Origin of the sequence: Methylophaga sp. OBS4, from assembly GCF_026319305.1 — a bacterium.
Taxonomy (GTDB): Bacteria; Pseudomonadota; Gammaproteobacteria; order Nitrosococcales; family Methylophagaceae; genus Methylophaga.
In genome coordinates this window covers 1-23,781 of sequence record NZ_JAPDMV010000030.1, presented here as the reverse complement: position 1 = coordinate 23,781, position 23,781 = coordinate 1, and the positions used below count along the sequence as shown (strand labels likewise).

Genomic DNA, 23,781 nt, shown 5'->3' with positions numbered 1-23,781 from the left:
ATTAACCCGTTAAGTGAGCAATTTCTTTATGGCAGCAGGGTAGAGCAAATGTTCCTGTTCCAGCACTCTGGCTGCCAAAGTATCGGCGTCATCATCTTTATAGACCGGTACTTTGGCTTGCAATATTACCGGACCATCATCCAGCTCTGCTGTGACAAAGTGCACACTGGCACCATGCTCGGTTTCTCCGGCATCAATTGCCCGCTGGTGCGTATGCAGGCCTTTGAATTTGGGTAGCAGGGAAGGATGAATATTGAGCAACTTACCGGCAAAGTGCCCAACAAATTCAGCAGTCAGAATGCGCATGAATCCGGCCAGCACCACAAAGGAAGGTTCGAACTCATCGATTTTGGCAGCCAGCGCCTGATCAAAGCTTTCGCGGCTGGCGAAGGCTTTGTGATCAATGACCGCGGTTTCAATACCGGCATCCCGGGCAAATTGCAGACCGGCCGCATCCGGCCGGTTGCTGATCACTGCGACAATATCCACGTCCAGTTCCCCGGCTGTCATTGCATCAATAATTGAGCGCATATTGCTGCCGCGACCGGATATCAGAATAACCAGTCTGGGTTTTGTACAATGTTCGGTCATCAGTTATTTACAACCACTACGGCATCATCAGCTTCAGCCGCCGCTATCTGGCCAATCAGCCAGGCTGTTTCACCGGCAGCATTGAGCAGATCCAACGTTTGTTGTGCGTCATTGTCTGCCACCACCACCACCATGCCGATACCGTTGTTGAAGGTGCGATACATTTCCTGATCCTCAACATTACCCTGTTGTTGCAACCAGTCGAAAATGGCGGGACGTTGCCAGCTGTTGGCATCGATAACGGCTTTCACGCCTTCCGGCAATACCCGCGGAATATTTTCCAGCAAGCCACCACCAGTGATATGTGAAAGGGCATGAATATTAATTTTTTCAGTAAGTTGTAGCAATGATTTAACGTAAATTCTTGTTGGTGCCAGCAGGTGTCCACCCAGCGTGCTGCCGTCAAATTCAGCAGTAAGCGCTTCACCGCTGCGTTCAAGAATCTTACGAATCAGCGAATAACCATTGGAGTGGGGACCGGAAGAAGCAAGGCCAATCAGTTTGTCGCCAACGGCGACCTGGCTGCCATCGATAACCGCGTCTTTTTCGACCACACCGACACAAAAACCGGCCAGATCGTAATCACCGGCTTCATACATGCTGGGCATTTCAGCTGTTTCGCCGCCGACCAGTGCCGCGCCGGCCTGCAAACAGCCTTCTGCGATACCGGAAACAACCGATTCGGCAACATCAATATCAAGTTTGCCGGTGGCATAGTAGTCGAGGAAAAACAGGGGCTCAGCACCCAGAACAGCGATATCGTTAACACACATGGCAACCAGATCGATACCAATCGTGTTGTGGATGCCGGATTCGATAGCCAACCGCAGTTTGGTGCCGACGCCATCGGTACCGGATACCAGCACCGGGTGTTTGTAACGATCGACCGGCAGTTCAAATAAACTGCCGAAGCCGCCTAATCCGGCCATCACACCGGGACGACGGGTTTTGGCTGCATGCGGTTTGATGCGGTCGACCAATGCGTTACCGGCTTCGATATCGACTCCGGCATCACGATAGCTGAGAGAGGTGCGAGAAGAATCCGCGCTGTCTGTCATTGTTAATTCCTGAAAATGATAAAGGATGGTCTGATTAAAATCGCGCAGATTACGTTACTGTTTGAAAATATCCAAATACAAGACGTTGTTCGTGCGAAGATTTAATCATACCTTCCTGAAGAGCGTCACACGCTGAAAACAGCGTGTTAGAATACCACAATGCACCGATTATTTTTTGCTCTAATTTTGCTCAGTTTGACCTGCGGCAGCCATGCCGCTGAGGTTAATAATCTCTACCAGTCACAGACCTCGGTTTCATCGAGAGATGAGCAGGAGCGTGACCAATTGACGCCGCAACTTTTGCGAGAAGTCATACTGAAAGTCGTGGGTAACCGTGCTGCGCTGGACGCAGTGGATTTAACACCGATCTTAAGCAACTCCGGGCAATATCGCCAGCAATATCAGTACGAACGTATGACCGCTCTCAGCGCAGATCTGACCCGGCCCGACGATTTAGCCCTGGTACTTACTTTTAATGCGAACAGTGTCAATCAGGCACTCAAAGATTTGGGATTGCCCATTTGGGGGGCAATCCGTCCGGATGTCTTGGTCTGGATTGCTTTGGAGCAGGCTAACAACAAACAAGTACTGGGGCTGGAAAACGTGCCTCAGGACATTATCAATCCACTTAATGTTGCAGCCGACAAAAGAGGGCTGCCATTACTGCTGCCGCTGATGGATTTGCAGGATCAGGCCCAACTGACATTCAACGATATCTGGACAGGTGATGATGCCGCAGTGCAGTCGGCGTCTCAGCGCTATGGTGCCGATGTTTTGCTCACAGCAAGAGTGACCGTCACGGATAGCGGATCGCAAATTCGCTGGCAGGCTGATATCAACGGTGAGCGGGAACGCTGGCAGTCGCAGGGGGATTTAACCCAGGCAATACAGCAGGGGATTGGAGTGCTGGCTGATCGCATGGCGCGTCGATACACACAGGTTGTCACCGCAACGGCCGATGAACAGCGTCTGGTTATGCAGATTACTGATGTGAACGATTATGCTGATTTTTCCCGTCTGATGGCTTACCTGAATCAGCTTGAATACATCACCGATATCCGTGTCATCAATCTCAGTGAACAAAAACTTGATCTGGATATCGCTTTTAACGGTAACTGGCAGGTTTTGCAGCGGACACTTTCGGTCGGTCGCATGCTGTTGGAAGAAAACAGTTTTGATTCCAACAATGCGGGCAAACACTACCGGTTACTGCCTTGAACCGCAAAGATATTCCCAATCTTATTTCGATAATGCGCATTGTGCTGGTCGGGCCCGTGGTGTGGGCGCTGGCGACGGAGCAGTATGTGCTGGCGCTGATTCTGTTTGCGGTAGCCGGGATTTCTGATGGCCTGGATGGGTTTCTGGCCAAACATTTCCATTGGGAATCTCGTCTCGGTTCTCTTCTGGACCCCATTGCCGACAAACTGCTGCTGGTCGCCAGCTTTGCCACTTTAACCTGGCTCGGATTACTGCCGCTTTGGCTGTTATGGCTGGTTCTGGCACGTGATTTAATTATCATCAGTGGCGGTCTGGTTTATCACTATTGTATCGGGCAGTTCGAGTTGACACCTTTGTGGAGCAGCAAAATCAATACCACTTTGCAAATCGCATTAGTGTTACTGGTGCTGATTCAGCAACAATGGTTGCAGGGATTACAACTCGTGGTGACCATCGGCATCTGGCTGGTAGTGGCCAGTGTTATTAACAGCGGCACGGAATATGTTCTGGTATGGGGAAAACGGGCATGGCGGCAGGTCAAACAAAGAAAATGACGGATAGCAACAAACTGCTCATCGTTATCATCACGATAATATCCGGCTGGCTGTTATATCAGCTGTCACCGGTGCTGATGCCATTTTTTATCGCGGCATTATTCGCTTATCTGGGCGATCCTCTGGTCGACAGGCTTGAGAACTGGAAGCTGTCACGCACTGCCGCGGTGACGGTGGTGTTTGGCGTTTTGTTTATTTCTGTGTCGATCACGTTATTGGTATTGTTGCCGTTGTTAAGTGCCCAGGTGGCCGCCTTGTTTACGAACCTGCCCGGTTATCTGACTACCGCGCAGCAACTGATAGAACCCTGGCTGATTTCAGCGGGTCTGCCCACTGATGTATTTAATCTACAGACCCTGAAGCAGGCGTTGAACAATTACTGGTCACAATTTGGACAGGTCGCCGGCGGCGTGTTCAGCTACATGACCCGTTCCGGCATGGTGCTGCTGCAGTGGTTGGGTAATCTGGTGCTGATACCGGTGCTGACCTTTTATCTGCTTCGCGACTGGGATTTGCTGGTGGCAAGATTTCGTGAACTGCTGCCGCGCCGTTATTCAGATAAATTTATTGAAATGTCGCTGGAATGTGACGATATGCTCGCGGGGTTTATCCGGGGCCAGTTAATGGTGATGCTGGCTTTGGCAATTATTTATACCGTCGGCCTGAGTCTTATTGGCCTGGAACTGGCGCTGTTGCTGGGTGTGATTGCCAGCGTTGTCAGTTTTGTGCCTTATCTGGGTTTGATTGTGGGCATTGTGCTGGCCGGTCTGGCAGCGTTCTTCCAGTTCGGAGAATGGCTGCCGGTGCTGCTGGTAGCTGTTGTATTTGCAGTGGCGCAGGCCATTGAAGGTATGGTGCTGACGCCCCGTTTTGTCGGTGAGCGCATCGGTTTGCATCCGGTTGCGGTTATTTTTGCGGTGCTGGCCGGCGCTCAGCTGTTTGGGTTTACCGGTGTATTGCTTGCGTTGCCGGTAGCGGCAGTCATCATGGTTCTTCTGCGACATGCGCACCAGCGTTATGTCGGCAGTCATCTTTATTCCTGAAAATCTGATTTATATGTCTGTTGCTAAAACACAGTTAACGCTGCGCCTGTCCCCGCAGGAAATTTACCGGCTGGATAACTTTCTGTTTGCCAAAGCTGAAACCGAGCGCGTACTGGCTGCATTCTGCAAGCTGGACAATCTTGATTTTCTCTATTTGTACGGTGAAACAGGTACCGGAAAAACCCATTTGCTGATTGCCTGCGCCGAGGCGGTCCAACGTCAGGGCTTTCGGGTTATTTATCTGTCACTGGCTGAATTGAAACAAACGTCGCAGCCCGCGGTTTTGCAATCGCTGGAGCAGGCTGATCTGCTATGTCTGGATGACCTGGAGGCGGTAGCCGGGGAAGCGGAATGGGAAGAAGCCTTATTTCATTGTTTTAACCGCCTGCATGATGCCAAGGGCAAATTACTGGTAGCGACGACACACAATCCTGCCAATATTGAATTGAATTTGCCGGATCTGCGCTCCAGGCTGGCAACCGGTCTGGTCTATCAGCTGACCAGCATGAATGATGAACAAAAACAGCAGGCGCTGATTTTGCAGTCACAATCACGTGGCTTGAGCATGACAGAGGATGTCGCACAATATCTGCTACGTCATTATGGCCGTGATATGCCGGCGTTGATGATCGTGCTGCAAAAACTGGACAAGGCATCGCTGCAGGCAAAAAGACGGCTGACTATTCCGTTTATCCGGCAGGTGCTGACGGATGGCTAAGGCCAGCCTGAGCCTGATATTACCTGACTTCGCGGCTTTATTTGCCCAGGATCTGAATCGTGCCGCCATACCCGCCACACTCAAAACCTTAACGCAAAAAGCGCATTTCGAACCGGACTCAGCCAGTCTGAGCAAACATTTATTTCAGTTGTTCGCCCCGCACACCAACTGGTCAGATGATTTGCCGGTGGCAAAACTTCGAAAAAATTCCGCAACAGCAATTTGTGCCGATCCCTGTTATCTGCACCCGGATCGAGACCGTTTGCTGGTGTTCCACCAGGGACTGGATCTGACACAGCAAGAGGCGCAAATCATGGCCGAGGCTGTTCAGCCATTATTGGAAAAATTTTCAGCAAAACTGATTGTACAAACACCGCAGCAATGGCTGCTGGAACTGGCTGATATGCCGGCAGTGGCGTTCACCGCGTTAAGTGAACTCGACGGCCAGCCGGTTGCAGACCATCTGCCTAAAGGCAAGCAGGCCGCAGAGTGGATTTGCTTGTGGAACGAAATTCAAATGCTGTTATTTGATCTGCCGCTTAATCAGCAACGGGAAGCCGCAGGCAAACTGCCGGTTAACAGTCTCTGGTTCTGGGGCGCTGCGGCATTACCTGACAACTGGCAACACTGGCAGACAGTCAGTGGCCAACACGTTTTTTTAGATAAATTGTGCCAACTGAGTGGTTCAACGTATCAACCTGCAGCAGATAGTCTTGAAGCGGTGCTTAACGATCGCGGCGGCATGAAGCTGCATGTGATGGAAACACTGAACTGGCAAAACGACTGGCAACGGCAACTCGAACAAATGGAGCTGGATTGGTTCAAACCCGGCTGGCAGTTGCTGCGAAGCTGGAAAATAAAACGGTTGAACTTGATCGTGCCCGAGTGGGGCCAGTACAGTCTGAGTTCGCTGGACAGCTGGAGATTCTGGAAATGAATCAGATTCAAATTATTGAACGTGATTGCAACGGCTGGCAGCAGTTGCCGGACAGCTGGCCGGATTGTCTGCGCCGGGTAATGGCAGCCAGAGGTGTGAAGCAAGTTGACTTGCTCACATACGAATTGGCTGATTTACCCCGTCCGCAACAGATGCTGGGTATGGAACAGGCCGTGATATTGCTGAGCGAGGCGCTCGAACAGCAGTGGAAAGTCACGGTGGTGGCCGACTTTGATAGTGATGGCGCGACCAGTTGTGCGTTGGCGATGCGTGGCCTTAAAGCCATGGGGTTACAGCAGATTGATTTTATCGTGCCCAATCGTTTTATCCACGGTTACGGGCTGACCCCGGAATTACTGAATGACATTCCGCTTGAAGACCAGCCAGATTTATTGCTGACCGTTGATAACGGTATTGCCGCCGTTGCCGGCGTCGCCGCCGCCCGGCAGCGGGGTATTAAAGTGCTGGTAACCGATCATCACTTGGCCGGCGAGCAGTTGCCTGCGGCTGAAGCTATTATCAATCCCAACCAACCTGGCGATGAGTTTCCCTCAAAGAATATGGCCGGTGTCGGGGTGTGTTTTTATCTGCTGTTGGGGCTGCGGCAGCATTTGCGTGATGCAGGCTGGTTTGAGTCGCAACAACTGACGGAACCGCGACTGATTGATTGGCTGGATATTGTGGCTTTGGGCACCGTTGCCGATGTGGTGCCACTGGATCAGCTCAACCGCACATTGGTGGATATGGGACTCAAACGTATTCGTCGCGGGATGGGCTGTGCCGGGATCAGGGCGTTAGCCCAAATTGCCGGTCGTGAGACTGCCAGCTTGGCTTCGCCCGATCTCGGTTACAGTATTGCGCCGCGTTTGAATGCCGCTGGCCGCATGGAAGATATGGGGCTGGGCATTGCGCTGTTGCTCAGCGATGATTTCGAGCAGTCTTTAACCCTTGCCACCATGCTGGATCAGATCAACCTGGAAAGACGATCGGTCGAGCAGAATATGCAACAGGATGCGCTGGCAATGTTGGCTAAGCTGGATTTGCAAGACGCTGAAAAAGCCCCGGGTTATTGCCTGTTTGATCCGGACTGGCATCAGGGCGTGATCGGTTTGCTGGCCTCGCGCATCAAGGAAAAACTGCACCGTCCGGTGATCGCATTTGCACCCGGCAATGAAGGTGAAATAAAAGGTTCAGCGCGGTCGATTCCCGGTGTGCATATCCGCGATGTGCTGGCACGGGTTGCGGCTAATAACCCCGCTTTATTACAACGTTTTGGTGGCCATGCCATGGCGGCAGGCATGACTATTAAAGCCGACGATCTGGCTGAGTTTACGGCCCTGTTTGAACAGGCGCTGACGAGCATGGTTGAGCCTGAAGTTTACCTGCAAACCCTGCATTCAGATGGTGAACTGGCCGGTGCAGAAATCAATCTGCAACTGGCGGAAATGCTGCCGCAGGCGGCACCGTGGGGGCAGGGGTTTGAAGAACCCCGGTTTCATGGCTGTTTTATGGTCGAAGATTGGCGACTGGTCGGGCAGGAAAGCGATCACCTGCGATTAAGCCTGCGCCTTAACGATAACAGCCTGGTGACCGCCATGGCCTTCCGGCAACAGAAACCCGACTGGCTACAAACAGGACGATCAGTTTTGATCCGTTACCGGCTGGCGGTCAATGAGTTCCGCGACAATAAAAGTTTGCAATTTTTGGTCGATGATTTATTGCAGCCGGTTTGAGGTGTCAAACAAGTTTCAAGTACTCTGGCCCTGAGGGATCATCTTTTTAAAAAGTAAGTAATGAGAAAAATTTTCAAAAACTTTCTGTCTGCTCTAATTCAGAACGCATTTATAGCAGTTATCATTGCCATTGTTACTGTGCCGGTTTTAGTCTCGGTGGTCACAGGAACTATTGATTTATTAATTCAGAATCTTAGTTACGATGCGCCAGTTTGGTTGGTGATACTTTGTACATTCACTGGAATTTGTTACGTTCATTTTTCAAGTCGTAATAAAACCAAAGATACTCAGCCGGAAACAAAAAAATTTTTAATCGAAGATTCAGGCTTCAAATGGCGCGTCATAGATCACGAAAACGGTTTTTCTTCTGTTGAGCAAATTCCTTTGTGCACTGTTCATGAATGCGAGTACGTCTTAACACCCGGAGACCAGTATATGTGTCGGGAGACTATCGCTTCCGAATGCCATGAAAAGATTCTTGAACCAACAGAACTCACTTTCTATTGGAATTTAGCCAAATCCAAAGCTAATTCAATAATTAATAAATACGAAACGAAACATTAACAAGTTTTTCCAGCCGATCACTGACGCGTCGGCTGAATAAAGCGTTGGTATGACTCCCCACGTCAAGCAGAATAAGTGTATTTCTGCTCAATAAAGAACCCTGTTTTTGCTGATTTAGATATTTAGGATATTTAGGGTCAGTGTAAAAATTATCCATTTTTTAACTTTTGACCTCGTTTCATTGGAGTAACTCTGCGCCCAGTCAATGCATGATTTCTCATTAGCCGGACGGCTAGTTTTTACACTGACCCTAAATATCCTAAATATCTTAAGTTTTTCCTGCGTTTGCAACGAAGTAATCATAATATTTACGTGCTTCTTCCTCCGGCCCTAACGCGACATCTATAAGCATTTTAAGACTCCATACTGGGCCGGGAATAACTTGCCCTAAATCCAGACCTTCAGGATAGGCTTCTGGGCCTATTGCCATTTCTAAGTTTTCAAACCACCAGATTTCTATTTTTCGTAGAAGGCCTATCATTTCATCGAATGCTTCAGCGACATCGAAATCTGCGCCGGATGCGGCAAACGTAAGCATCTCGTGCGCCAGAGTGTTACGGCACCTCTTGATATGCTCGAATTTTTTCATATCTTCATCATCAATGGCATTCATATCTTGCAGCCATTTCAATGATGCATAAAGAGGGCTTCTGTTCAGAGAAAGGACTTTCTCCTTGTATTCTGGACTAACAATCATCCCATTTGCATCAAATCCATTTGTGAAGAAGCCTTCTATTTTCTCAATAATGCTACTTTTGAGCATTTCAAAAGCCATCGAAAATATCGAGGCTGTGATGATGTTTTCTTTAAGCCTATCTGGGTGAAGTGCTCTTTCCCAGGATGCTTTTACTTTTTCGTCCATACTCGATCCAGATGAAACTTAACATTATTAATAAGAGGAACAAAAATTCCCTGTAATTTTTGGATATATACGGACAATAATTCCCTGTAAATACATAATCAAGCGAAAAGAAGGAATAATCTGTCTTATCAAATCTTAAATATCCAGCGTAGTGATTTTCACACGCTTACGGAAATCCTCCAGTTCATGACCTGTAAACAGTTCGGTGCCGGGGTGCATGACGGTTCCTGCACCACAGGCAATGGCATGTCGTAACGCTTCTTGAGGGTCTTCGGCCAGGCCGAACCCGGCGACCAGCCCGGCAACCATCGAGTCACCGGCGCCGACCGTGGTGTTGACCGGCACATCCAAAGCCTTGGCGTAATAGCTGTTGTCAGGACTGACCAGCAAGGCTCCATCAGAACTCAGCGATACGCAGACATGTTCAACACCTCCACGTTGGATCTGGCGGGCGGTATGAGCAATGGCTTCCAGTGAACGCAGCCGCACGTGGAGCAGGGTTTCGAGTTCGTATTTGTTGGGTTTGATTAAAAAAGGTTTGGCGGCAATCGCGTGTCTGAGCACTTCACCGTGACTGTCGACGACCGCCCGGCCTCCCTGCTCATTAATGCGGTTGACGAGATCGGCATACAAGGTTTTGGGTACATTGGGCTGGAAGGAGCCGGTAATAATGCCGTAGCCGGCATCTGAGACCTTAAGAAAGTTTTCTACCACGCTTTCAAGCTGGGTTTGGGGAATATCGGTACCGCCCCCGATGACCTGGTATTGCGTTCTGGTTTCGACTTCGATGATGGCAGTGTTGATCCGCGTTTCACCTGATACTTCTTCGTATACAACATGGTTCAACTGCTGTTCCAGCAGATCTTTGACGATTTGCCCGACTGCCCCGGCAATCACGCAGAATGTGTGGGCCTCGATATTCATTCGCTTCATGGCGCGGCCGATATTGATGCCGTTGCCCCCCGGATCGTGGCGGGCCGCGTCGGCGCGTGATTTTTGTTCGGGAATCAGGCGGTCGACATGATAGGTCACATCCAGGGCAGGGTGGAGACAGAGGGCGGTGACCGGACGTTTGGGTGTGGATGCCATGAAAAACTCCTGAAGCCGATTTTTGTACAGTGTAAAAGAAGTCGCCTTTGGTTGGTAACAAAACATTGAATTAACCTGAGGTTTGGATAGCTCATATGGTGAAATCATTTATTCCCGTAGAGCCTGTACCTTAGTTGTTGTTCATGCTTCGACAGGTTCATGCTTCGACAGGCTCAGCACGAACGGCTCCCTCTCAGTACCGTTCGCTCTGAGCTCGTCGAAGAGCGAATACTATGGCTGAACTTTCATGCGAATGGGCTAAAAGCTTCTTATGTGCATCTTAGGTTGAATTAAGCAGGGTGGATAAGGACAATACAGGTTTGCATTTAAAGTTAAACCTTATGTCAGCCGTAGTCGCCGGTTTTAGAGCCCAACCCTGTGAGCAACTCTGTTGCTGCGCGCTGACCTGTCATGTCTGATCCTAAGTCGGTGGTAAGCAAAATATTCGAGCGCATTGAAACCGCAATGCCGGACTTCAAGGCCCGGCCACAACAACTCGACATGAGCGAGTTTATCGCCAAAGTGTTGCAACGTCCGTCGCAACAACGTGTTGCCGTGGTTGAGGCCCCGACCGGGGTCGGAAAAACGCTGGCGTATCTTAGCGGCACGATTGCCGCGGCGCTTGAAAACAAAAAGATGCTGGTTATCAGCACCGCCACGGTGAATTTGCAGCAGCAGTTGATGCAAAAAGATCTGCCGCAGTTTTCCGCCGCACTGGAGCAGCCAATCAAATTTGTCCAGATCAAGGGCCGCCGTCGTTATCTTTGTCCCAGCAAACTCAGTCAACTGGTGGTGTTATCGGGCCAGCAGGAACTGGGGCTGGATGTGGATGATAAATACCGGCGGATGCTGCAAGTCGCGCATGGCAAACAGTTACTGGCCGACTGGGAGTCGGAGCGCTGGGACGGTGACAGGGACAGCCGCCGCGATAAAATCGAGGCAGATTTGTGGCAGCAGGTTTCAACCGATTCAGAAGGCTGTGCCGGTAAAAGTTGTTCTTTTTATCTGCGCTGTCCTTATTACAAACTGCGCCGGGAAATGAGCAGTGCCCAGGTGATTGTGGCTAATCATGATTTGATATTGAGCGATGCCGATCTGGGCGGCGGGCTGGTGTTGCCGAATCCGGAAGATGTTTTGTTTGTATTTGACGAGGCCCATAACCTGCCGAGAAAAGCGCTGGATCATGCGGCCAAGGCGCTGAATTTTGCCCAGCTGTATCAAACCACCGAAACCGCCGACAGTGTTCTGAAAAAGCTGCCTTCGGCGCTGGCATTCCGTCAGCATGATTTCGGTTACCTGTTTGCGGAACTGAGACGGGATTTGCCTGCAGTGATAAACCATCTGCAACACATGGAAACCCTATTGCAGAATGACAGCCTGGTGCATGATTTATTGGAGGAACGCATCAGCGAACCCCGTATTTTCTGGCAGAGCCCTTTGGTCAATGCACTGGTGACACCCAGTCAGGGCTTATTGCAGCGCGCTAATAATATTTACAAACATTATTCGTTGATAGCCAAGTGGATCAAGGAAGGGCTGGAGAAAACCCTGCTTTCCAACAAGGTCGGTGAGGCCTTGTTGCCACAGGTCGGCGCAGTACAGAATATTTTTGGCTACCTGATCGATTTTATGGGGCTGTTTCTGGAGCCGGATAAGATCGAGCGTCCGCCTAATGTCAGATGGCTGTCGGTAGAAACCTTTGCCAAACAGAAAACGCTGGTGATACATGCCGGACCGATGACCGCGGCCTATTTTCTCGATCGCAGCCTGTGGATGAGGGCTTATGGCGTGGTGCTGACATCGGCCACTTTACGGGGCATGGGCTTGTTCCACCGTTTTCGTATGGATTGCGGGCTGCATCGTTTTGATGAGCAGCATTTTCTGGCGGTGCGATCACCTTTCAACTATAACGACCAGGCCACTTTGAACCTGCCGGCAATGCAATATCTGCCTAATGAGCAGCACAAAGAATGGCGGGGAGAGGTGGTCAGCAAGCTGGCTGAAATTATTGATACTGCTGAAGCGACACTGGTGTTGTTTACCTCACGGCAGGTGATGGAAGACGTTTACCGGCAACTGCCAGCTGAACTGGCGGCGATGGTGTTGATACAGGGCGATACTTTGTCGCCGAAGAATATGGTGCTCAGGCATATCAGACAGATAGAAGCGGGGCATGGCAGTATTATTTTTGGTATGGACCGGTTTGCCGAAGGCATCGATCTGCCCGGTAATTTATGTACCCATGTGATTATTACCAAACTGCCGTTTCCGGTCTTTACCCGCCCGATAGAACAGGCCAAACAGGAATGGATTATCCGTCGAGGCGGACAACCCTTTACGGCGTTATCCTTACCTGCAGTCAGTGTCAAACTGATTCAGGCCTGTGGCCGTTTGCTGCGTAAAGAAACCGACTCCGGTCGTATTACTATTCTGGACAGGCGGCTGCTGACCAAAGGTTATGGCAAACAACTGCTACAGCACCTGCCTGATTATCGCTTGATGGACTGATATACCCCAACTACCTCAAAATGCAGTGTCATGCTGTATGAAGCTAAGAAGAGCAACACGGGTAATGGCTGACAGGCCATTACCCGTGACATAGTTGCTTTACCAATCAATGGAATAGGTGGCGCTTACCGTACGGCCCTGTCCGGCAGAATAACGATTGTCGAAGTTATACATTTGTGAAATGACCGGGAAATACTGTTCGTCGAGCAGATTTTTGACGCCTATATTCAAGCTGCCGTTGCTGAACTGAACCGTGCTGATTAAATCCAGCAGCGTGTAGTTGTCCACTTCACCTTTGCCGAAACCACTCTCTCCCTCAAATTTGTCACGATGCCCAGAGTACAACAGTTGCAGGCGGTTATGCCAGTTGGGCAGGGTTTGGTGCTCGATATAAGCCGTTGCCTTGAGTGGCGCAATACGGTTGCCCAGCAAATGGGTATCGAAACTGCCGTCATCATCGGTATCCTGCTTGCCTTCAGACCAGCTCACTGTGCCGCCGGTGGCCCATTGCTCGAAGGGTTGCAGGTCAACGGTAGCTTCCACACCATAAATACGTTCCGGTGCACGTACTACCTCGATCGGATCGCTGGGTGATGAAGGGCTGGTAAGCCCGGTTCCCAGATCGGATTCGCTGTAAAACAAGGACAAACTGGTCTGTATTTTGGACCAGTTGCCGCGGATACCTATTTCATAGTTGTCTACGACTTGTGGTTCGGGCCGAATGGTATCTACCGATGAATCAGCCTTAATGTTACGCAGGATTCGACCAATTTCCGGCACGGTAAAGCCCTGAGAGAATGAAGCAAACGTGTTGATTTCATCGGTCAGGTAATACACTGCACCGGCATTGAATACCGTGTCGTGGTAGTTCAGCTTGCCGCCTTCTACATCAGCGCCACTGAGCGTGGTGTAGTCATCGACTTTAAAGCGGATAGTCTCGTAGCGGGCACCGCCATGGATAACCAGCCTATTGGTCAAATCATATTCGGCCTGCAAAAACGGACCGATGGTATCTTGCTCCATTTCGGGGGTGAAGAAGCGTCCGTCTTCCAGAGGTTGCGCTGTTTTTTCATGGAGTAGATCCACACCCCAGAGCACGCGGCCCGATGAGAAAGGGGTTTCGATATCCAGGCGCGCCCCGGTACGCTGAGAGTCCAGGAATGACTGCCCACCGCCAGGGTAGATAGGGTCAGGAAAGAAACCGAAACGGGTCATATAGTCACGATAATAAACCTGGGTGCTGACCTTGCTGCCCAAGATGTCTTGGTGGCTGTATTTCAGGTTCAGCTGCAGATTTTCCATCTTCATATTCTTGCCGCCGGCATCGCCTCTGACAGCAATCGTTTTTTCCTCGCCGGTGATACCGTTTTGCAGGATATAATTGGTATCCTGTTCTAGCTCATAGTAGTTGCTTGATATTTCCAAGCGCTGCTGTGCATCGATATCCCACCCCACCTTCCCGAGCAGGTTGTAGCTTGTCGCGTCCGCCAGACCGCCCTGACCGTTGGGGTCGGGAGGGATGATATCGCCTTCGCCGTCAAAAAACAGACCGTTTTTTTCAGCCGATGCATTGAATGTGTAATCAAATTGTTCGTGGCTGCCTGAAACGGACTGGGTGACACGTTTGCGCAGGCTGTCACTGACATCAGTGGGGGCAAAGCCCAAAGTGACATCAGTGTGGAATTGAGCTGGTCCGTCCTTGGCTTTTCTGGTGATGATATTGATCACACCGCCCGTACCGCCCAAACCGTAAATACTTGAAGAACCGCGTAATACTTCGACACGTTCAATGGCTGCCGGATCGATGGTTCTTAAGTTGCGTTGGCCATTACGTAGCGAGATGGTTTGAGGCACACCGTCGATCAAAACAAACAGATCACGGCCACGTAAAGTCTGACCGACATCGGTGAAACCTTCAGTACTGGTACCCAGCCCAGGCACGTGCTTGGCCAGAATGTCACCCAGATCTGAGGTTAAGGCGGATTGTTTTTCGATTTGCTCACGGGTGATGACGGTTGCCGCCTGCGGGGTATCGGTCAGATTATTCAACCAGCGGCTGGAGTTGACTGTGACCTCGGGTAACACCACGGTCTCCATTTCGGTTATTGGTGCCAAATCCAGTGTCACTGCTCCGGATGCTGTAATACGCGCTTGTAATCCTGTCCCTGCCAGCATCAGCTTCAATGCCTGTTCAGGCGTATAACGCCCCGACAGACTCCGGGAAACCTTATCTCGTGTTAACGCTGCATCGTACAGCAGCTGTAGATTGGTTATTTCTCCAAACCGGGTCAGGGCGGTACTGAGCGACTGGGAAGGGACAGCAAACTGGAATGATTTGTTTTGTGCCGTTTGTTGTTTGGTGTTGTTGAGTGTTGTGGTGTCTTGTGCATGAATGACGCCGGGTATAAGTAATGTCGCACTCATTAATAGCAGTTGTCCGGCTTTTTGTGCACGGTAATGTGGCGATAAGACTTTCAATTTCTTTTTGTTCTCAAACGTTTGTTTCATTTTAAATGCTTGCTCCCATTAAAGATAAATAAAAACATATTGCTTCTTATTATCATTAAGACGGTTGCCAAGTCCTGATCCCTGACATCGAAATAAAAAATTTTTGCATTGCAGGAAATAAAGACCGGGATCTGAAGGTGAAACGCCAACAGACCCTGTGGAAACTCAGATCAGGTTTGCGAGTGCTCAAGCACTGTCAAATAACGGGTTAACTGGTAACGGCGAATAGGGAGCACATCCTGTAATGCCAGTAAAACGGCTTCCGGATCTTGAATATCGAACATACCACTGACACGTAATGTTCGTAGTGACTGATCGAGAATGATAATCCTGCCTTGACGGTAACGGTTAAGCGTATCAATAACGTCAGCGAGTGGTTGGTCATTAAATATGAGTTTGCCTCTTTGCCAGGCCGTTATCTGATGGTGGTCGACTTTTTCTATAGCTGATAAACCGGTATCCGAATCATAATTAACACGCTGACCGGGGCTGAGTGTTTTGCTTGCATTGTCATAATCAACCTGAACTGAACTTTCAATGACAGTGATAGATACCTGTTCCGGCTTTTTAAATACTTCAAAGACGGTGCCTAACGCCAGGGCCGTGCCATTTTCCGCAGCCACTGTGAAAGGGCGATCTGGATCGGGGGCCACGACAAACAGGGCGCGACCCTGATGTAATGTCAGTTGCCGGGCATGCTGTGAATAGTCGACAGAGACAGCAGAGATGCTGTCAAGCGAGATGGTTGAACCGTCAGTTAAGGTCAGTGTCTGTATCTCACCGGTCGTGGTGTGGTAATCACTGGTGAGTATAGTCAGTGGACCGGGTGGCCAATAATAGCTACTGCTACCTATCAGGATAAACAACAGCGTAAATACAGCAGTAAAAGCTGGCTTCCATATCTTGTTGGGGGAGGGGGACGGTTTAGACTGTCGTTGTTCAAGTTCTTTATTGGCCCAGGTTTCCAGGCCATCAAAATCGAGCCAGATCTTACCGACCTGTTCAAACTCCTGTGCATGTCGCTGACTACGAGAGCGCCACTCTTCAAACTGTTGCCGTTGTGCTTCAGTCAGTGTGTCTGACTGCAGCTTGGCGAACCAGATGACGGCTTCATCAGCAATGGTTTTATCAAAATGAGAACGTGTCATGTAACCTGGTCCAAATCTTATGGTCAGCAAAATTCATATGTCAGTCCGGATGGGCTCTGTCAATTTAAGTCAGCACTTAAACAAGTAAGTTATGACCCAGGAATTCAACAGCTTCCCGGCAAGGCGCTTGCTCGCTGAAACAGTCATAATTGGTAAGTGTAAGTACCAGGCTGAGTAACATCATATTTTAATTATCCAGTTATTGAAGCGCTTGTTGCAGATGGTTACGGCAGTGGGTGAGCGCTCGAATCACATGTTTTTCTACCATATTGCGCGAAATATTCAGTTGTTTTGCAATTTCCGTGTGCGACATGTTCTTGAATTTGTGGAGCAGAAATACTTCCCGGCAACGTGGTGGCAGTTCTTCAATTGCTTGTTGCAGGATAATCAGGCGTTGCTGATAGTCAAGCACTGTTTCCGGCGACGGCATGTCGCTGACCAGACTTTCCGGAACGGGCTCATCACTGATATAGTGGCGGCGTGATTGTTCTGAACGCAGCTGGTCAGTGGCGAGATTGGATGCGATTCTGAATAAATAGGCACGTGGCTGTTTAATTGTCTGTAGCGGCGATATGCGTTGTACCCGTAACCAGGTTTCTTGCACGACGTCATCAGCCAGCAATGCACAGCCGAATCTACGGGCTATAAATGCCTTTAAATCGTCGTAACAATGTGTAAATACGGTTAACAGCTTCGACTCGGGATCACGGGACATCTGTAATCATATCCCTCTATGGCTGGTAGCGGTGAAGAGGGACATATACCGAACTTGCTATATTCAAGCAGGACCGTTTGAATTTTTGCACAGCGTGTGTCCTGATAGTTTGCTGATAAAATCAAATGGTAATGATAATCATTATTATCTAAAGGTCAACTCTTTATTTGATTATCGAGTCCTGCTCTGCGGTTTGAAGTCTTACCGCGACATAAACGCCTTCATGTTTGCCGCCGTCATTTCCGGCAAACTCAATCTGCGAACGTAAGGTGATGCGGGCACGCCCCCGGCGTTGGAATGTATTTAGAAACAGTTGCCAGTGTTTATCATCAGGTAAACTGCAAATTGCATGGAAGTCACTGTCGACAGGGGCGGTGAAATCAAACTGACTCTTTTGAATCACCAGCCGTGCGGACAGGTTCATTTCCTTGAATTTTATAAATAACAGGCTCCAGCCCGCTAAGATTCCCACTGCCGCCAAGCTGCCGCCGAAAGCGGTATCACGATGATTCAAGTTAGGGGTCAGAGGTACATCCAGTTTTACGCTCTGGCTATCATAACTGGCGACTGTGACAGCGAGCGCTGAAGTGAGCGGGATCTGTTTATGGATATAGGCATTTACTTCATCAAGGTTCATAGTCTTTGTCTTTATGCTGTTTTTTGACGCCGTCAAAGTAGCGAAGATTGCGACCGTTGGATCTCTGTATAAATGTTACCACTCCATGTGCACTGCAGGTGTCAAACTGAGTTAGAGTCTGAGGAGTTCCCACGAATAATATATAAAAATCATCTAGTTATTAAATTGTCTGAGATCGTCAAATGTGATATTGCCAGCTCTAGACCCTTCGGCTGACGCTCAGGGTGACACCTTTTATACTCTAGAGCCTTGCAGTGAGTCGAAAGTGGTCATGTGGCCCCTTCGGCTTCGCTCAGGGCAGGCTCCGTGGAGGCATCTGGAATTGTTCTGAAATTTGTGGGGATCCCTCAGAGTTAGAGCCTATTGATTCGCCTCTGATGTCGTTACAAAAGCCTGATTAGTTCACAAGAACCGCATTATGGGAATGTTTTCCTCAATGTATGGGAGGTCTTGCTGCAAGGATTGACGGTCGCAGGCAGTATCATAAGCAACAGTGTGGAACAGCCCATACGATTTTCAGTTAGTTGAGCTACCTATTCTGGTGCTCAATACAAACAAGGAGGATAATGATGAAAAAAGCAATCCTGAGCACTTTGGTATCATTGACGCTACTGTCAGCGCCGGCTTTTGCAGCAATGAATACATTAAGTTTTTCTGAACAGTTGCAATTGCAGAAACAACAGCTGCGTCCACAGGCTTTTAATTTCTTCTCCGACCGTTATCAGCAAATAAAAGCACATGACGAGCAGGCGAAATTATCATTTAAATTACAATTGGATAGTCAAAAGTCTTTGCTGCGATCTCAAGAGTTCAATCCGATAAGTGATGCTTACAAACAAGTTAAAGCACGCAACTCTTAAATTTCCAATCATTCATGCAATAAAAAAACCCCGGCATTTATGTCGGGGTTTTTTTTATGTTTGCAGATGGTTAATTATTCGCTGCGGCTGGTGACTTCCAGCAGATGATAACCAAACTGGGTTTTAACCGGGCCTTGTACGGTATTGACCGGTGCTGAGAATACGACTTTATCGAATTCAGGCACCATCATGCCGGGACCGAATTCACCCAGATCACCGCCGCTGCGGCCTGATGGGCAGGATGAGTGCTCTTTGGCAATGTCGGCGAAATCCGCGCCTTGTTCGATTTCACGTTTCAGTTCCTGACAGATTTCTTCACTGTCGACCAGAATATGTCTTGCAGTTGCTTTAGCCATGATAATTCCCGATTTGGATAAAATATTCATTATAACAGTTAAGTCCGGTCGTCTGGCAGTGGCCGTTATTTTGTTTATTTATTGATTCGAACGCTTGCTTTAGAAACGGGTTGCGTGCCATTTTAAGGTTGTAGCTAGGGCCTGTTTATCTTTCATCTCCGCCTCTGTTGTGAGCTGAAAAAGCGTCAATCAAGGCGCGAGGAGAGCAGTTTAGTTATTCTAAACAAACGACGAGCAACGCAGAGTGGCGCTTTTTCAGCCACAACCCGGAGGGCTGGGGCTATTTTTGCGCCCGGCTACGTTGTCAATCGTTTATGTAGGTCAGCTACACGGCACTCTTTCCGCCTTGCCAGGCACAAAAATAGCCTCCAGCAGTGGTGGATATGAAAGATAAACAGGCCCTAGTGTTGAGTTTGAGTTTTTTCAACGCCGAAAAAGGATAAGAGTCATGCAAAAAGAAACGCTGTGCATACATGAGGGATATGAGACTGATCCGGTAACCAAGTCCTGTGCAGTACCGATTTATCAGACTGTGGCTTACGAGTTTGATAATGCCCAGCATGGTGCTGATTTATTTAATCTCGATGTTCCGGGGAATATCTACAGCCGTATTATGAATCCGACCTGGGATGTGTTGGAGAAACGGGTGGCTGCACTGGAAGGCGGGCTGGCAGCACTGGCGGTATCGGCAGGCAGCGCAGCGATTCATTATGCCATCATCACCATTGCCGAAGCTGGCGATAACATTATCACTACGCCGCAACTGTATGGCGGAACCTACACTTTATTTGCGCACATGCTGCCCAAGCTGGGAATAGAGGTTCGTTTTGCTGACAGTGACAAGGCCGCGGATATGGCGAAACTTATCGATCACAACACCAAGGCCGTGTTTTGTGAATCTATTGGTAATCCTGCGGGCAATATTGTCGATATCGACGCTGTTGCCGAGGCAGCCCATGCTGGCGGCGTGCCGTTAATTGTCGATAACACTGTGGCGACGCCGGCTTTATTCAACCCTATCGCTTTTGGCGCCGATATCGTTGTGCATTCTTTGACTAAATATATGGGCGGTCATGGCACCACACTGGGCGGTATTATTGTCGACTCCGGACGCTTTCCCTGGGCTGAGCATAAACAACGTTTTGCCATGCTTAACGAACCGGAGGCGGCTTATCATGGTGTGGTCTATACCGAACAGTTTGGTGAAGCCGCTTATATCGCCAGAGCCCGCACGGTACCGCTCAGAAATACCGGTTCAGCGTTATCGCCGATGAACGCCTTTCTGTTGTTGCAGGGTATCGAAACCCTGCCATTACGCATGGAACGCCATTGCGATAATGCGATAGCAGTGGCACGTTACCTGGCCCACCACTCCAAGGTGGACTGGGTCAATTATGCCGGTTTACCCGGAGATAAATATTATGCTTTGGCACAGAAATATTTCGCAGGTAAACCCTCGTCTATCCTGACTTTTGGAATCAAGGGCGGTTTCGAAGCCGGTGTGAAATTCTATGATGCGCTGAAGATGATTAAACGTCTGGTTAATATTGGTGACACCAAAACGCTGGCTTGTCATCCGGCCTCAACCACTCATCGGCAACTGGAACAACATGAACTGGTTGCGGCAGGTGTTACTGCGGAAATGTTGCGTTTGAGTATCGGGATTGAGCATATCGACGATATTATTGCTGATCTGGAACAGGCCTTTGCTGAACTTGATTGAAACGACCATCTTTGAGGAAATTCAGCACTTGCCTGATCACCTGTTTATTACGCATTATAAACGGATGGCTGGCAGGCAGGCTGATATGATCAGTCATCCCTTCCAGCTTGGTGCTGGCTACTGTGACAGTACCATCATTCGGCTGAGGCAACACGGGAGCGAAAAGCAGGTTGATGGCGCGGGTACCTGCAATAACGCCAAGCTCAAAGTTTGCATCGCCTAGTTGATTCACAAAACTGGATGGTTCGGTCCCCAGCTGCATGCCTGTGGGACCGAAAATACGTCTATAGAGCCAATAAGGTTTCAGCCAGTCAGCAAGTTCACTGCCTTTATTGGGCGGTGCCAGCATCACCACCCGGCCCAAGTTGTCTATTTGATGATTGCGCAGGTAATGACGTAATAAAATCCCGCCCAGTGAATGGGTGACAAAATGGACTGTTATATCCGGCGGACATCGTGACAAAGTGGCGGGAATAGCAGCCTCACTCAGTGCTTCGATTGAATATCTGCTGGACTGGTAATCACAGTTAATGGTGTGGTAACCAGCCTGCTGTAATGCCTTTTCCAGTTTGTTCATCGAACGGTAGCTGCGGAGCAGACCATGAAGCAGAATCACACTTTCTTGTTTTTCTGCAGCGATATTATCAGAACAGTAAAAAGCCGGATTCATTTTGCGGGTTTACCCTTTACTACAAGGCTGTTTTTATACACTTTGATATAAAGCGGAACGGAAAATAACTGTTTCTTGTATTTAGAGCAGCCCCAGAATCTTTAGACTGGCTTTACCGATTTCGATACGTTTCGGGGCGTCTTCAAGTTGTTGCATGTCCATATTAAAGGCAAAAGGATAAATAGCTTTATCTTTCTGCAGCCAGCCCACCCACCAGCCGACACCGGCATCAGGTGCGTTAGCCCAACCGGTTTTGCCATATAAAACCCAGTTTTCACCGTGTTCCAGCTCAATAATATCGTGTACAGCCTGTTGTTGGGCTTTTTCAAACGGTAATTGTTTTTGCGCCAGACGGGCAAGCATTTGTGTTTGTTCAACGGCACTGATTTTCAGCGGCCCTCGCAGCCAGAAGTTATCCACTCTGTTGCCGATATCATTATTGCCATAGCCGATGCGGGTGACTGAATCCTGCATTTGTTGCAAACCGGTGCACCTGGCCAGTTCCTGATAGATCGGTACATTGGATATTTTGATCGCCTCACGCAAACTCATATCCTGTTCCCAGGCTTTGAAAGGTTGTGGCTGGCCGCCATACGGCAGGATTTCATCGACATTGCTGACTGAACCGGCGGCGAGTCCGATCAGTGTGTTGGTGATTTTAAAAGTAGAGGCGGGGATATAACGGCTATGAGCCCGTTGCCGGTTATGACCGGTAAGGCGCTGATTTTTGATGTCGAATACTACGAAGGTCCCGTTAATACCGGCCTCGCTAAATAATTGGCTGATTTGCTGATTATCCTGCCACTCGACAGCAAAGGTCTCTGCGCTGATCAACAGTAAAATAAGACTGATAAAAAATTTCATCTCCATTCCCTGATGAAAAATGAACTAGCTTATAGCATTTTGGCGACCAGCATTTGTGTGGCGCCTTTGTGAAACTGATATCTCCAGCTGTTCTGTTGTTGCAGTCTTAAATACTGACGGTATTGAAGCCTGTAATGGTTTTCTGCAGATAGAGCGTAATAAGTTCAAACAGGATTAGTATTGGTTATACGAACGTCCCAGGTTATTTCGGTATATTTGTATATGGGGCAATAGAATCGCCCCATATAACGTGAACGCATCAATATTTTTCCAGCCTATAACCCTAATTCAGTCAGACTCGGATAATCATCCGGACGAGGTCCCTGTGGCCACTGCAGTTTTCTATCGTTTTCTGCTATGGGCATATCGTTGATACTGGCAAAACGGGTTTTCATCAGGCCGTTTTTATCAAACTCCCAGTTCTCATTACCGTAGGAACGAAACCAGTTACCGGCCTCATCATGCCATTCATAGGCAAACCGTACGGCAATACGATTGTCTTTATATGCCCATAGTTCTTTTACCAGGCGGTAATCCAGTTCACGCACCCATTTTTTTTGTAAAAAGGCCTTGATTTGTTCGCGGCCCTGCGGGAACTCGGCACGGTTGCGCCACTGGCTGTCAGCGGTATAAGCCAGCGATACTTTTTCCGGGTTTTTGCTGTTCCAGGCATTTTCAGCCATTCGCACTTTCTGCGTGGCGGTTTCCAGATCAAAAGGCGGGAAGGGTGGTTTTGATTCGTTAGTATTGTTCATCATAACTCCTGATAAAAGTAGACCGATTTGTCTCTTTTAGGGTAGACAAACCTGTCTACTCATGTCAACATGATTTTATATAAAGCAACACAGAGCCAAAGATGGACAAGCGACAGCAATTGGTGGAGGCCGCCTTCTCATTGTTTTATCGGTTTGGTATCCATGCCGTGGGTATTAATCAGATTCTGCAACAGGCAGAGGTGGCAAAAAAAACGTTATACAGCCATTTTGCCAGCAAAGAGGCGCTGGTGACGGCGGTTCTGGACTATCGGGATCAGCGGTTTTATAACTGGTTGGAGAGCCGGATGAATCAATATGAGCCAGGGGAACAAGCGTTGCTGGCTATGTTTCATGCCTTGGATGACTGGTTTAATAACCGGGTGGCAAGTCTGGATGACTTTAATGGCTGCTTTTTTATTAATACCTGTGCCGAGTACGGCGATCCTGAATCACCCATTCATCAGCAATGTAATAATCATAAGCAGCGGGTACGCGAACTGATTCAGACGCAATTAAAGGCAATGAATATAGCAACCGAGAAGCAGCAAGAGCTGGTTGATGCGTTGGTGTTACTTAAAGAAGGGGCGATTGTGCTGGCACAGGTGCAGGGCGATAAATTGGCTGCGCATAAAGCCAGGCAACTGGCCCTGCAATTGTTCAACAATAGTAG

General features: G+C 49.0%; 23 protein-coding genes. 11 read left to right on the top strand and 12 right to left on the bottom strand.

The window, feature by feature from the left end; genetic code table 11:
- Positions 1–9: 9 nt before the first annotated feature.
- Together purN and purM are read right to left on the bottom strand one after the other, a co-directional pair.
- Complete coding sequence (gene purN, locus OMP95_RS09975; RefSeq protein ID WP_266328378.1) at positions 10–591, bottom strand: phosphoribosylglycinamide formyltransferase; 582 nt, start codon at positions 589–591, stop codon at positions 10–12.
- On the bottom strand, positions 591–1,649 hold the full coding sequence (purM, locus tag OMP95_RS09970; protein ID WP_266328376.1) for a phosphoribosylformylglycinamidine cyclo-ligase: 1,059 nt from the start codon (positions 1,647–1,649) through the stop codon (positions 591–593). The genes purN and purM overlap by 1 nt, the downstream gene beginning before the upstream one ends.
- Before the next feature lie 159 nt (positions 1,650–1,808).
- Between purM and OMP95_RS09965 the strand changes: the two genes are divergently transcribed.
- Genes OMP95_RS09965 through OMP95_RS09935 form a run of 7 tightly spaced genes read left to right on the top strand, consistent with a single transcriptional unit; the run spans position 1,809 to position 8,416 of the window.
- On the top strand, positions 1,809–2,867 hold the full coding sequence (locus tag OMP95_RS09965; protein WP_266328374.1) for a DUF2066 domain-containing protein: 1,059 nt from the start codon (positions 1,809–1,811) through the stop codon (positions 2,865–2,867).
- Positions 2,864–3,421, top strand: coding sequence for a CDP-alcohol phosphatidyltransferase family protein (locus OMP95_RS09960; RefSeq protein ID WP_266328372.1), 558 nt, complete (start codon positions 2,864–2,866; stop codon positions 3,419–3,421). Before OMP95_RS09965 ends, OMP95_RS09960 begins: the two co-directional genes overlap by 4 nt.
- Entirely contained in the window at positions 3,394–4,464 is a 1,071-nt protein-coding gene (locus OMP95_RS09955) for an AI-2E family transporter (RefSeq protein WP_266328370.1), read from the top strand. The genes OMP95_RS09960 and OMP95_RS09955 overlap by 28 nt, the downstream gene beginning before the upstream one ends.
- Entirely contained in the window at positions 4,424–5,182 is a 759-nt protein-coding gene (gene hda / locus OMP95_RS09950) for a DnaA regulatory inactivator Hda (RefSeq protein WP_266328368.1), read from the top strand. The genes OMP95_RS09955 and hda overlap by 41 nt, the downstream gene beginning before the upstream one ends.
- Positions 5,175–6,119, top strand: coding sequence for a hypothetical protein (locus tag OMP95_RS09945; protein ID WP_266328366.1), 945 nt, complete (start codon positions 5,175–5,177; stop codon positions 6,117–6,119). The genes hda and OMP95_RS09945 overlap by 8 nt, the downstream gene beginning before the upstream one ends.
- A complete protein-coding gene (gene recJ / locus OMP95_RS09940; protein ID WP_266328364.1) occupies positions 6,116–7,852 on the top strand; it encodes a single-stranded-DNA-specific exonuclease RecJ in 1,737 nt (578 codons plus the stop codon). The genes OMP95_RS09945 and recJ overlap by 4 nt, the downstream gene beginning before the upstream one ends.
- Positions 7,853–7,912: 60 nt before the next feature.
- Positions 7,913–8,416, top strand: coding sequence for a hypothetical protein (locus tag OMP95_RS09935; protein ID WP_266328362.1), 504 nt, complete (start codon positions 7,913–7,915; stop codon positions 8,414–8,416).
- Positions 8,417–8,684: 268 nt separating this feature from the next.
- Here OMP95_RS09935 and OMP95_RS09930 read toward each other — a convergent pair whose 3' ends face one another.
- Positions 8,685–9,278: a hypothetical protein gene (locus tag OMP95_RS09930; RefSeq protein WP_266328360.1), complete on the bottom strand. Its 594-nt coding sequence runs from the start codon at positions 9,276–9,278 to the stop codon at positions 8,685–8,687.
- Between the two features lie 135 nt (positions 9,279–9,413).
- Positions 9,414–10,367, bottom strand: a complete 954-nt coding sequence (locus tag OMP95_RS09925; protein ID WP_266328358.1) for a 1-phosphofructokinase family hexose kinase — start codon at positions 10,365–10,367, stop codon at positions 9,414–9,416.
- Positions 10,368–10,778: 411 nt separating this feature from the next.
- On the opposite strand from OMP95_RS09925, the gene dinG reads away from it, so the two are divergent.
- Positions 10,779–12,875, top strand: coding sequence for an ATP-dependent DNA helicase DinG (gene dinG, locus OMP95_RS09920; protein WP_266328356.1), 2,097 nt, complete (start codon positions 10,779–10,781; stop codon positions 12,873–12,875).
- Positions 12,876–12,974: 99 nt separating this feature from the next.
- On the opposite strand, the gene OMP95_RS09915 is transcribed toward dinG, so the two are convergent.
- From OMP95_RS09915 to OMP95_RS09900, 4 genes are all read right to left on the bottom strand, one after another.
- Positions 12,975–15,383: a TonB-dependent receptor domain-containing protein gene (locus tag OMP95_RS09915; protein WP_266328354.1), complete on the bottom strand. Its 2,409-nt coding sequence runs from the start codon at positions 15,381–15,383 to the stop codon at positions 12,975–12,977.
- Between the two features lie 170 nt (positions 15,384–15,553).
- Positions 15,554–16,531, bottom strand: coding sequence for a FecR family protein (locus OMP95_RS09910; RefSeq protein ID WP_266328352.1), 978 nt, complete (start codon positions 16,529–16,531; stop codon positions 15,554–15,556).
- Between the two features lie 199 nt (positions 16,532–16,730).
- Entirely contained in the window at positions 16,731–17,246 is a 516-nt protein-coding gene (locus OMP95_RS09905) for an RNA polymerase sigma factor (RefSeq protein WP_266328350.1), read from the bottom strand.
- Positions 17,247–17,409: 163 nt separating this feature from the next.
- On the bottom strand, positions 17,410–17,883 hold the full coding sequence (locus OMP95_RS09900; protein ID WP_266328348.1) for a YiiD C-terminal domain-containing protein: 474 nt from the start codon (positions 17,881–17,883) through the stop codon (positions 17,410–17,412).
- 566 nt (positions 17,884–18,449) lie between these two features.
- Here OMP95_RS09900 and OMP95_RS09895 point away from each other — a divergent pair.
- Positions 18,450–18,743, top strand: coding sequence for a hypothetical protein (locus OMP95_RS09895; RefSeq protein ID WP_266328346.1), 294 nt, complete (start codon positions 18,450–18,452; stop codon positions 18,741–18,743).
- 74 nt (positions 18,744–18,817) lie between these two features.
- Here OMP95_RS09895 and OMP95_RS09890 read toward each other — a convergent pair whose 3' ends face one another.
- Entirely contained in the window at positions 18,818–19,099 is a 282-nt protein-coding gene (locus OMP95_RS09890) for a peptidylprolyl isomerase (RefSeq protein ID WP_266328344.1), read from the bottom strand.
- Positions 19,100–19,547: 448 nt separating this feature from the next.
- Here OMP95_RS09890 and OMP95_RS09885 point away from each other — a divergent pair, with 448 nt between their 5' ends.
- Positions 19,548–20,822, top strand: coding sequence for an O-acetylhomoserine aminocarboxypropyltransferase/cysteine synthase family protein (locus OMP95_RS09885; RefSeq protein ID WP_266328342.1), 1,275 nt, complete (start codon positions 19,548–19,550; stop codon positions 20,820–20,822).
- Here the strand turns inward: OMP95_RS09885 and OMP95_RS09880 are convergent.
- The 3 genes from OMP95_RS09880 to OMP95_RS09870 form a co-directional block, all read right to left on the bottom strand.
- A complete protein-coding gene (locus tag OMP95_RS09880; protein ID WP_266328340.1) occupies positions 20,782–21,492 on the bottom strand; it encodes an esterase/lipase family protein in 711 nt (236 codons plus the stop codon). The two genes, OMP95_RS09885 and OMP95_RS09880, sit on opposite strands and share 41 nt — an antisense overlap.
- A gap of 81 nt (positions 21,493–21,573) precedes the next feature.
- Positions 21,574–22,356, bottom strand: coding sequence for a class D beta-lactamase (blaOXA, locus tag OMP95_RS09875; RefSeq protein ID WP_266328338.1), 783 nt, complete (start codon positions 22,354–22,356; stop codon positions 21,574–21,576).
- A 275-nt stretch (positions 22,357–22,631) separates the two neighbouring features.
- Entirely contained in the window at positions 22,632–23,114 is a 483-nt protein-coding gene (locus tag OMP95_RS09870) for a nuclear transport factor 2 family protein (protein WP_266328336.1), read from the bottom strand.
- A gap of 98 nt (positions 23,115–23,212) precedes the next feature.
- Here OMP95_RS09870 and OMP95_RS09865 point away from each other — a divergent pair.
- On the top strand, positions 23,213–23,781 hold a 569-nt coding region (locus tag OMP95_RS09865; protein ID WP_266328334.1), incomplete at its 3' end, for a TetR/AcrR family transcriptional regulator.

What these genes read in the sequence shown, in the direction of transcription:
- OMP95_RS09880 (WP_266328340.1), bottom strand. Translation starts at nt 21,492, where the DNA reads ATGAATCCGGCTTTTTACTGTTCTGATAATATCGCTGCAGAAAAACAA.
- OMP95_RS09885 (WP_266328342.1), top strand. Translation starts at nt 19,548, where the DNA reads ATGCAAAAAGAAACGCTGTGCATACATGAGGGATATGAGACTGATCCG.
- OMP95_RS09910 (WP_266328352.1), bottom strand. Translation starts at nt 16,531, where the DNA reads ATGACACGTTCTCATTTTGATAAAACCATTGCTGATGAAGCCGTCATC.
- OMP95_RS09945 (WP_266328366.1), top strand. Translation starts at nt 5,175, where the DNA reads ATGGCTAAGGCCAGCCTGAGCCTGATATTACCTGACTTCGCGGCTTTA.
- OMP95_RS09965 (WP_266328374.1), top strand. Translation starts at nt 1,809, where the DNA reads ATGCACCGATTATTTTTTGCTCTAATTTTGCTCAGTTTGACCTGCGGC.
- OMP95_RS09870 (WP_266328336.1), bottom strand. Translation starts at nt 23,114, where the DNA reads ATGATGAACAATACTAACGAATCAAAACCACCCTTCCCGCCTTTTGAT.
- OMP95_RS09890 (WP_266328344.1), bottom strand. Translation starts at nt 19,099, where the DNA reads ATGGCTAAAGCAACTGCAAGACATATTCTGGTCGACAGTGAAGAAATC.
- blaOXA (WP_266328338.1), bottom strand. Translation starts at nt 22,356, where the DNA reads ATGAAATTTTTTATCAGTCTTATTTTACTGTTGATCAGCGCAGAGACC.
- OMP95_RS09935 (WP_266328362.1), top strand. Translation starts at nt 7,913, where the DNA reads ATGAGAAAAATTTTCAAAAACTTTCTGTCTGCTCTAATTCAGAACGCA.
- OMP95_RS09915 (WP_266328354.1), bottom strand. Translation starts at nt 15,383, where the DNA reads ATGAAACAAACGTTTGAGAACAAAAAGAAATTGAAAGTCTTATCGCCA.
- recJ (WP_266328364.1), top strand. Translation starts at nt 6,116, where the DNA reads ATGAATCAGATTCAAATTATTGAACGTGATTGCAACGGCTGGCAGCAG.
- purN (WP_266328378.1), bottom strand. Translation starts at nt 591, where the DNA reads ATGACCGAACATTGTACAAAACCCAGACTGGTTATTCTGATATCCGGT.
- dinG (WP_266328356.1), top strand. Translation starts at nt 10,779, where the DNA reads ATGTCTGATCCTAAGTCGGTGGTAAGCAAAATATTCGAGCGCATTGAA.
- OMP95_RS09925 (WP_266328358.1), bottom strand. Translation starts at nt 10,367, where the DNA reads ATGGCATCCACACCCAAACGTCCGGTCACCGCCCTCTGTCTCCACCCT.
- hda (WP_266328368.1), top strand. Translation starts at nt 4,424, where the DNA reads ATGCGCACCAGCGTTATGTCGGCAGTCATCTTTATTCCTGAAAATCTG.
- OMP95_RS09930 (WP_266328360.1), bottom strand. Translation starts at nt 9,278, where the DNA reads ATGGACGAAAAAGTAAAAGCATCCTGGGAAAGAGCACTTCACCCAGAT.
- OMP95_RS09955 (WP_266328370.1), top strand. Translation starts at nt 3,394, where the DNA reads ATGGCGGCAGGTCAAACAAAGAAAATGACGGATAGCAACAAACTGCTC.
- OMP95_RS09895 (WP_266328346.1), top strand. Translation starts at nt 18,450, where the DNA reads ATGATGAAAAAAGCAATCCTGAGCACTTTGGTATCATTGACGCTACTG.
- purM (WP_266328376.1), bottom strand. Translation starts at nt 1,649, where the DNA reads ATGACAGACAGCGCGGATTCTTCTCGCACCTCTCTCAGCTATCGTGAT.
- OMP95_RS09905 (WP_266328350.1), bottom strand. Translation starts at nt 17,246, where the DNA reads ATGTCCCGTGATCCCGAGTCGAAGCTGTTAACCGTATTTACACATTGT.
- OMP95_RS09900 (WP_266328348.1), bottom strand. Translation starts at nt 17,883, where the DNA reads ATGAACCTTGATGAAGTAAATGCCTATATCCATAAACAGATCCCGCTC.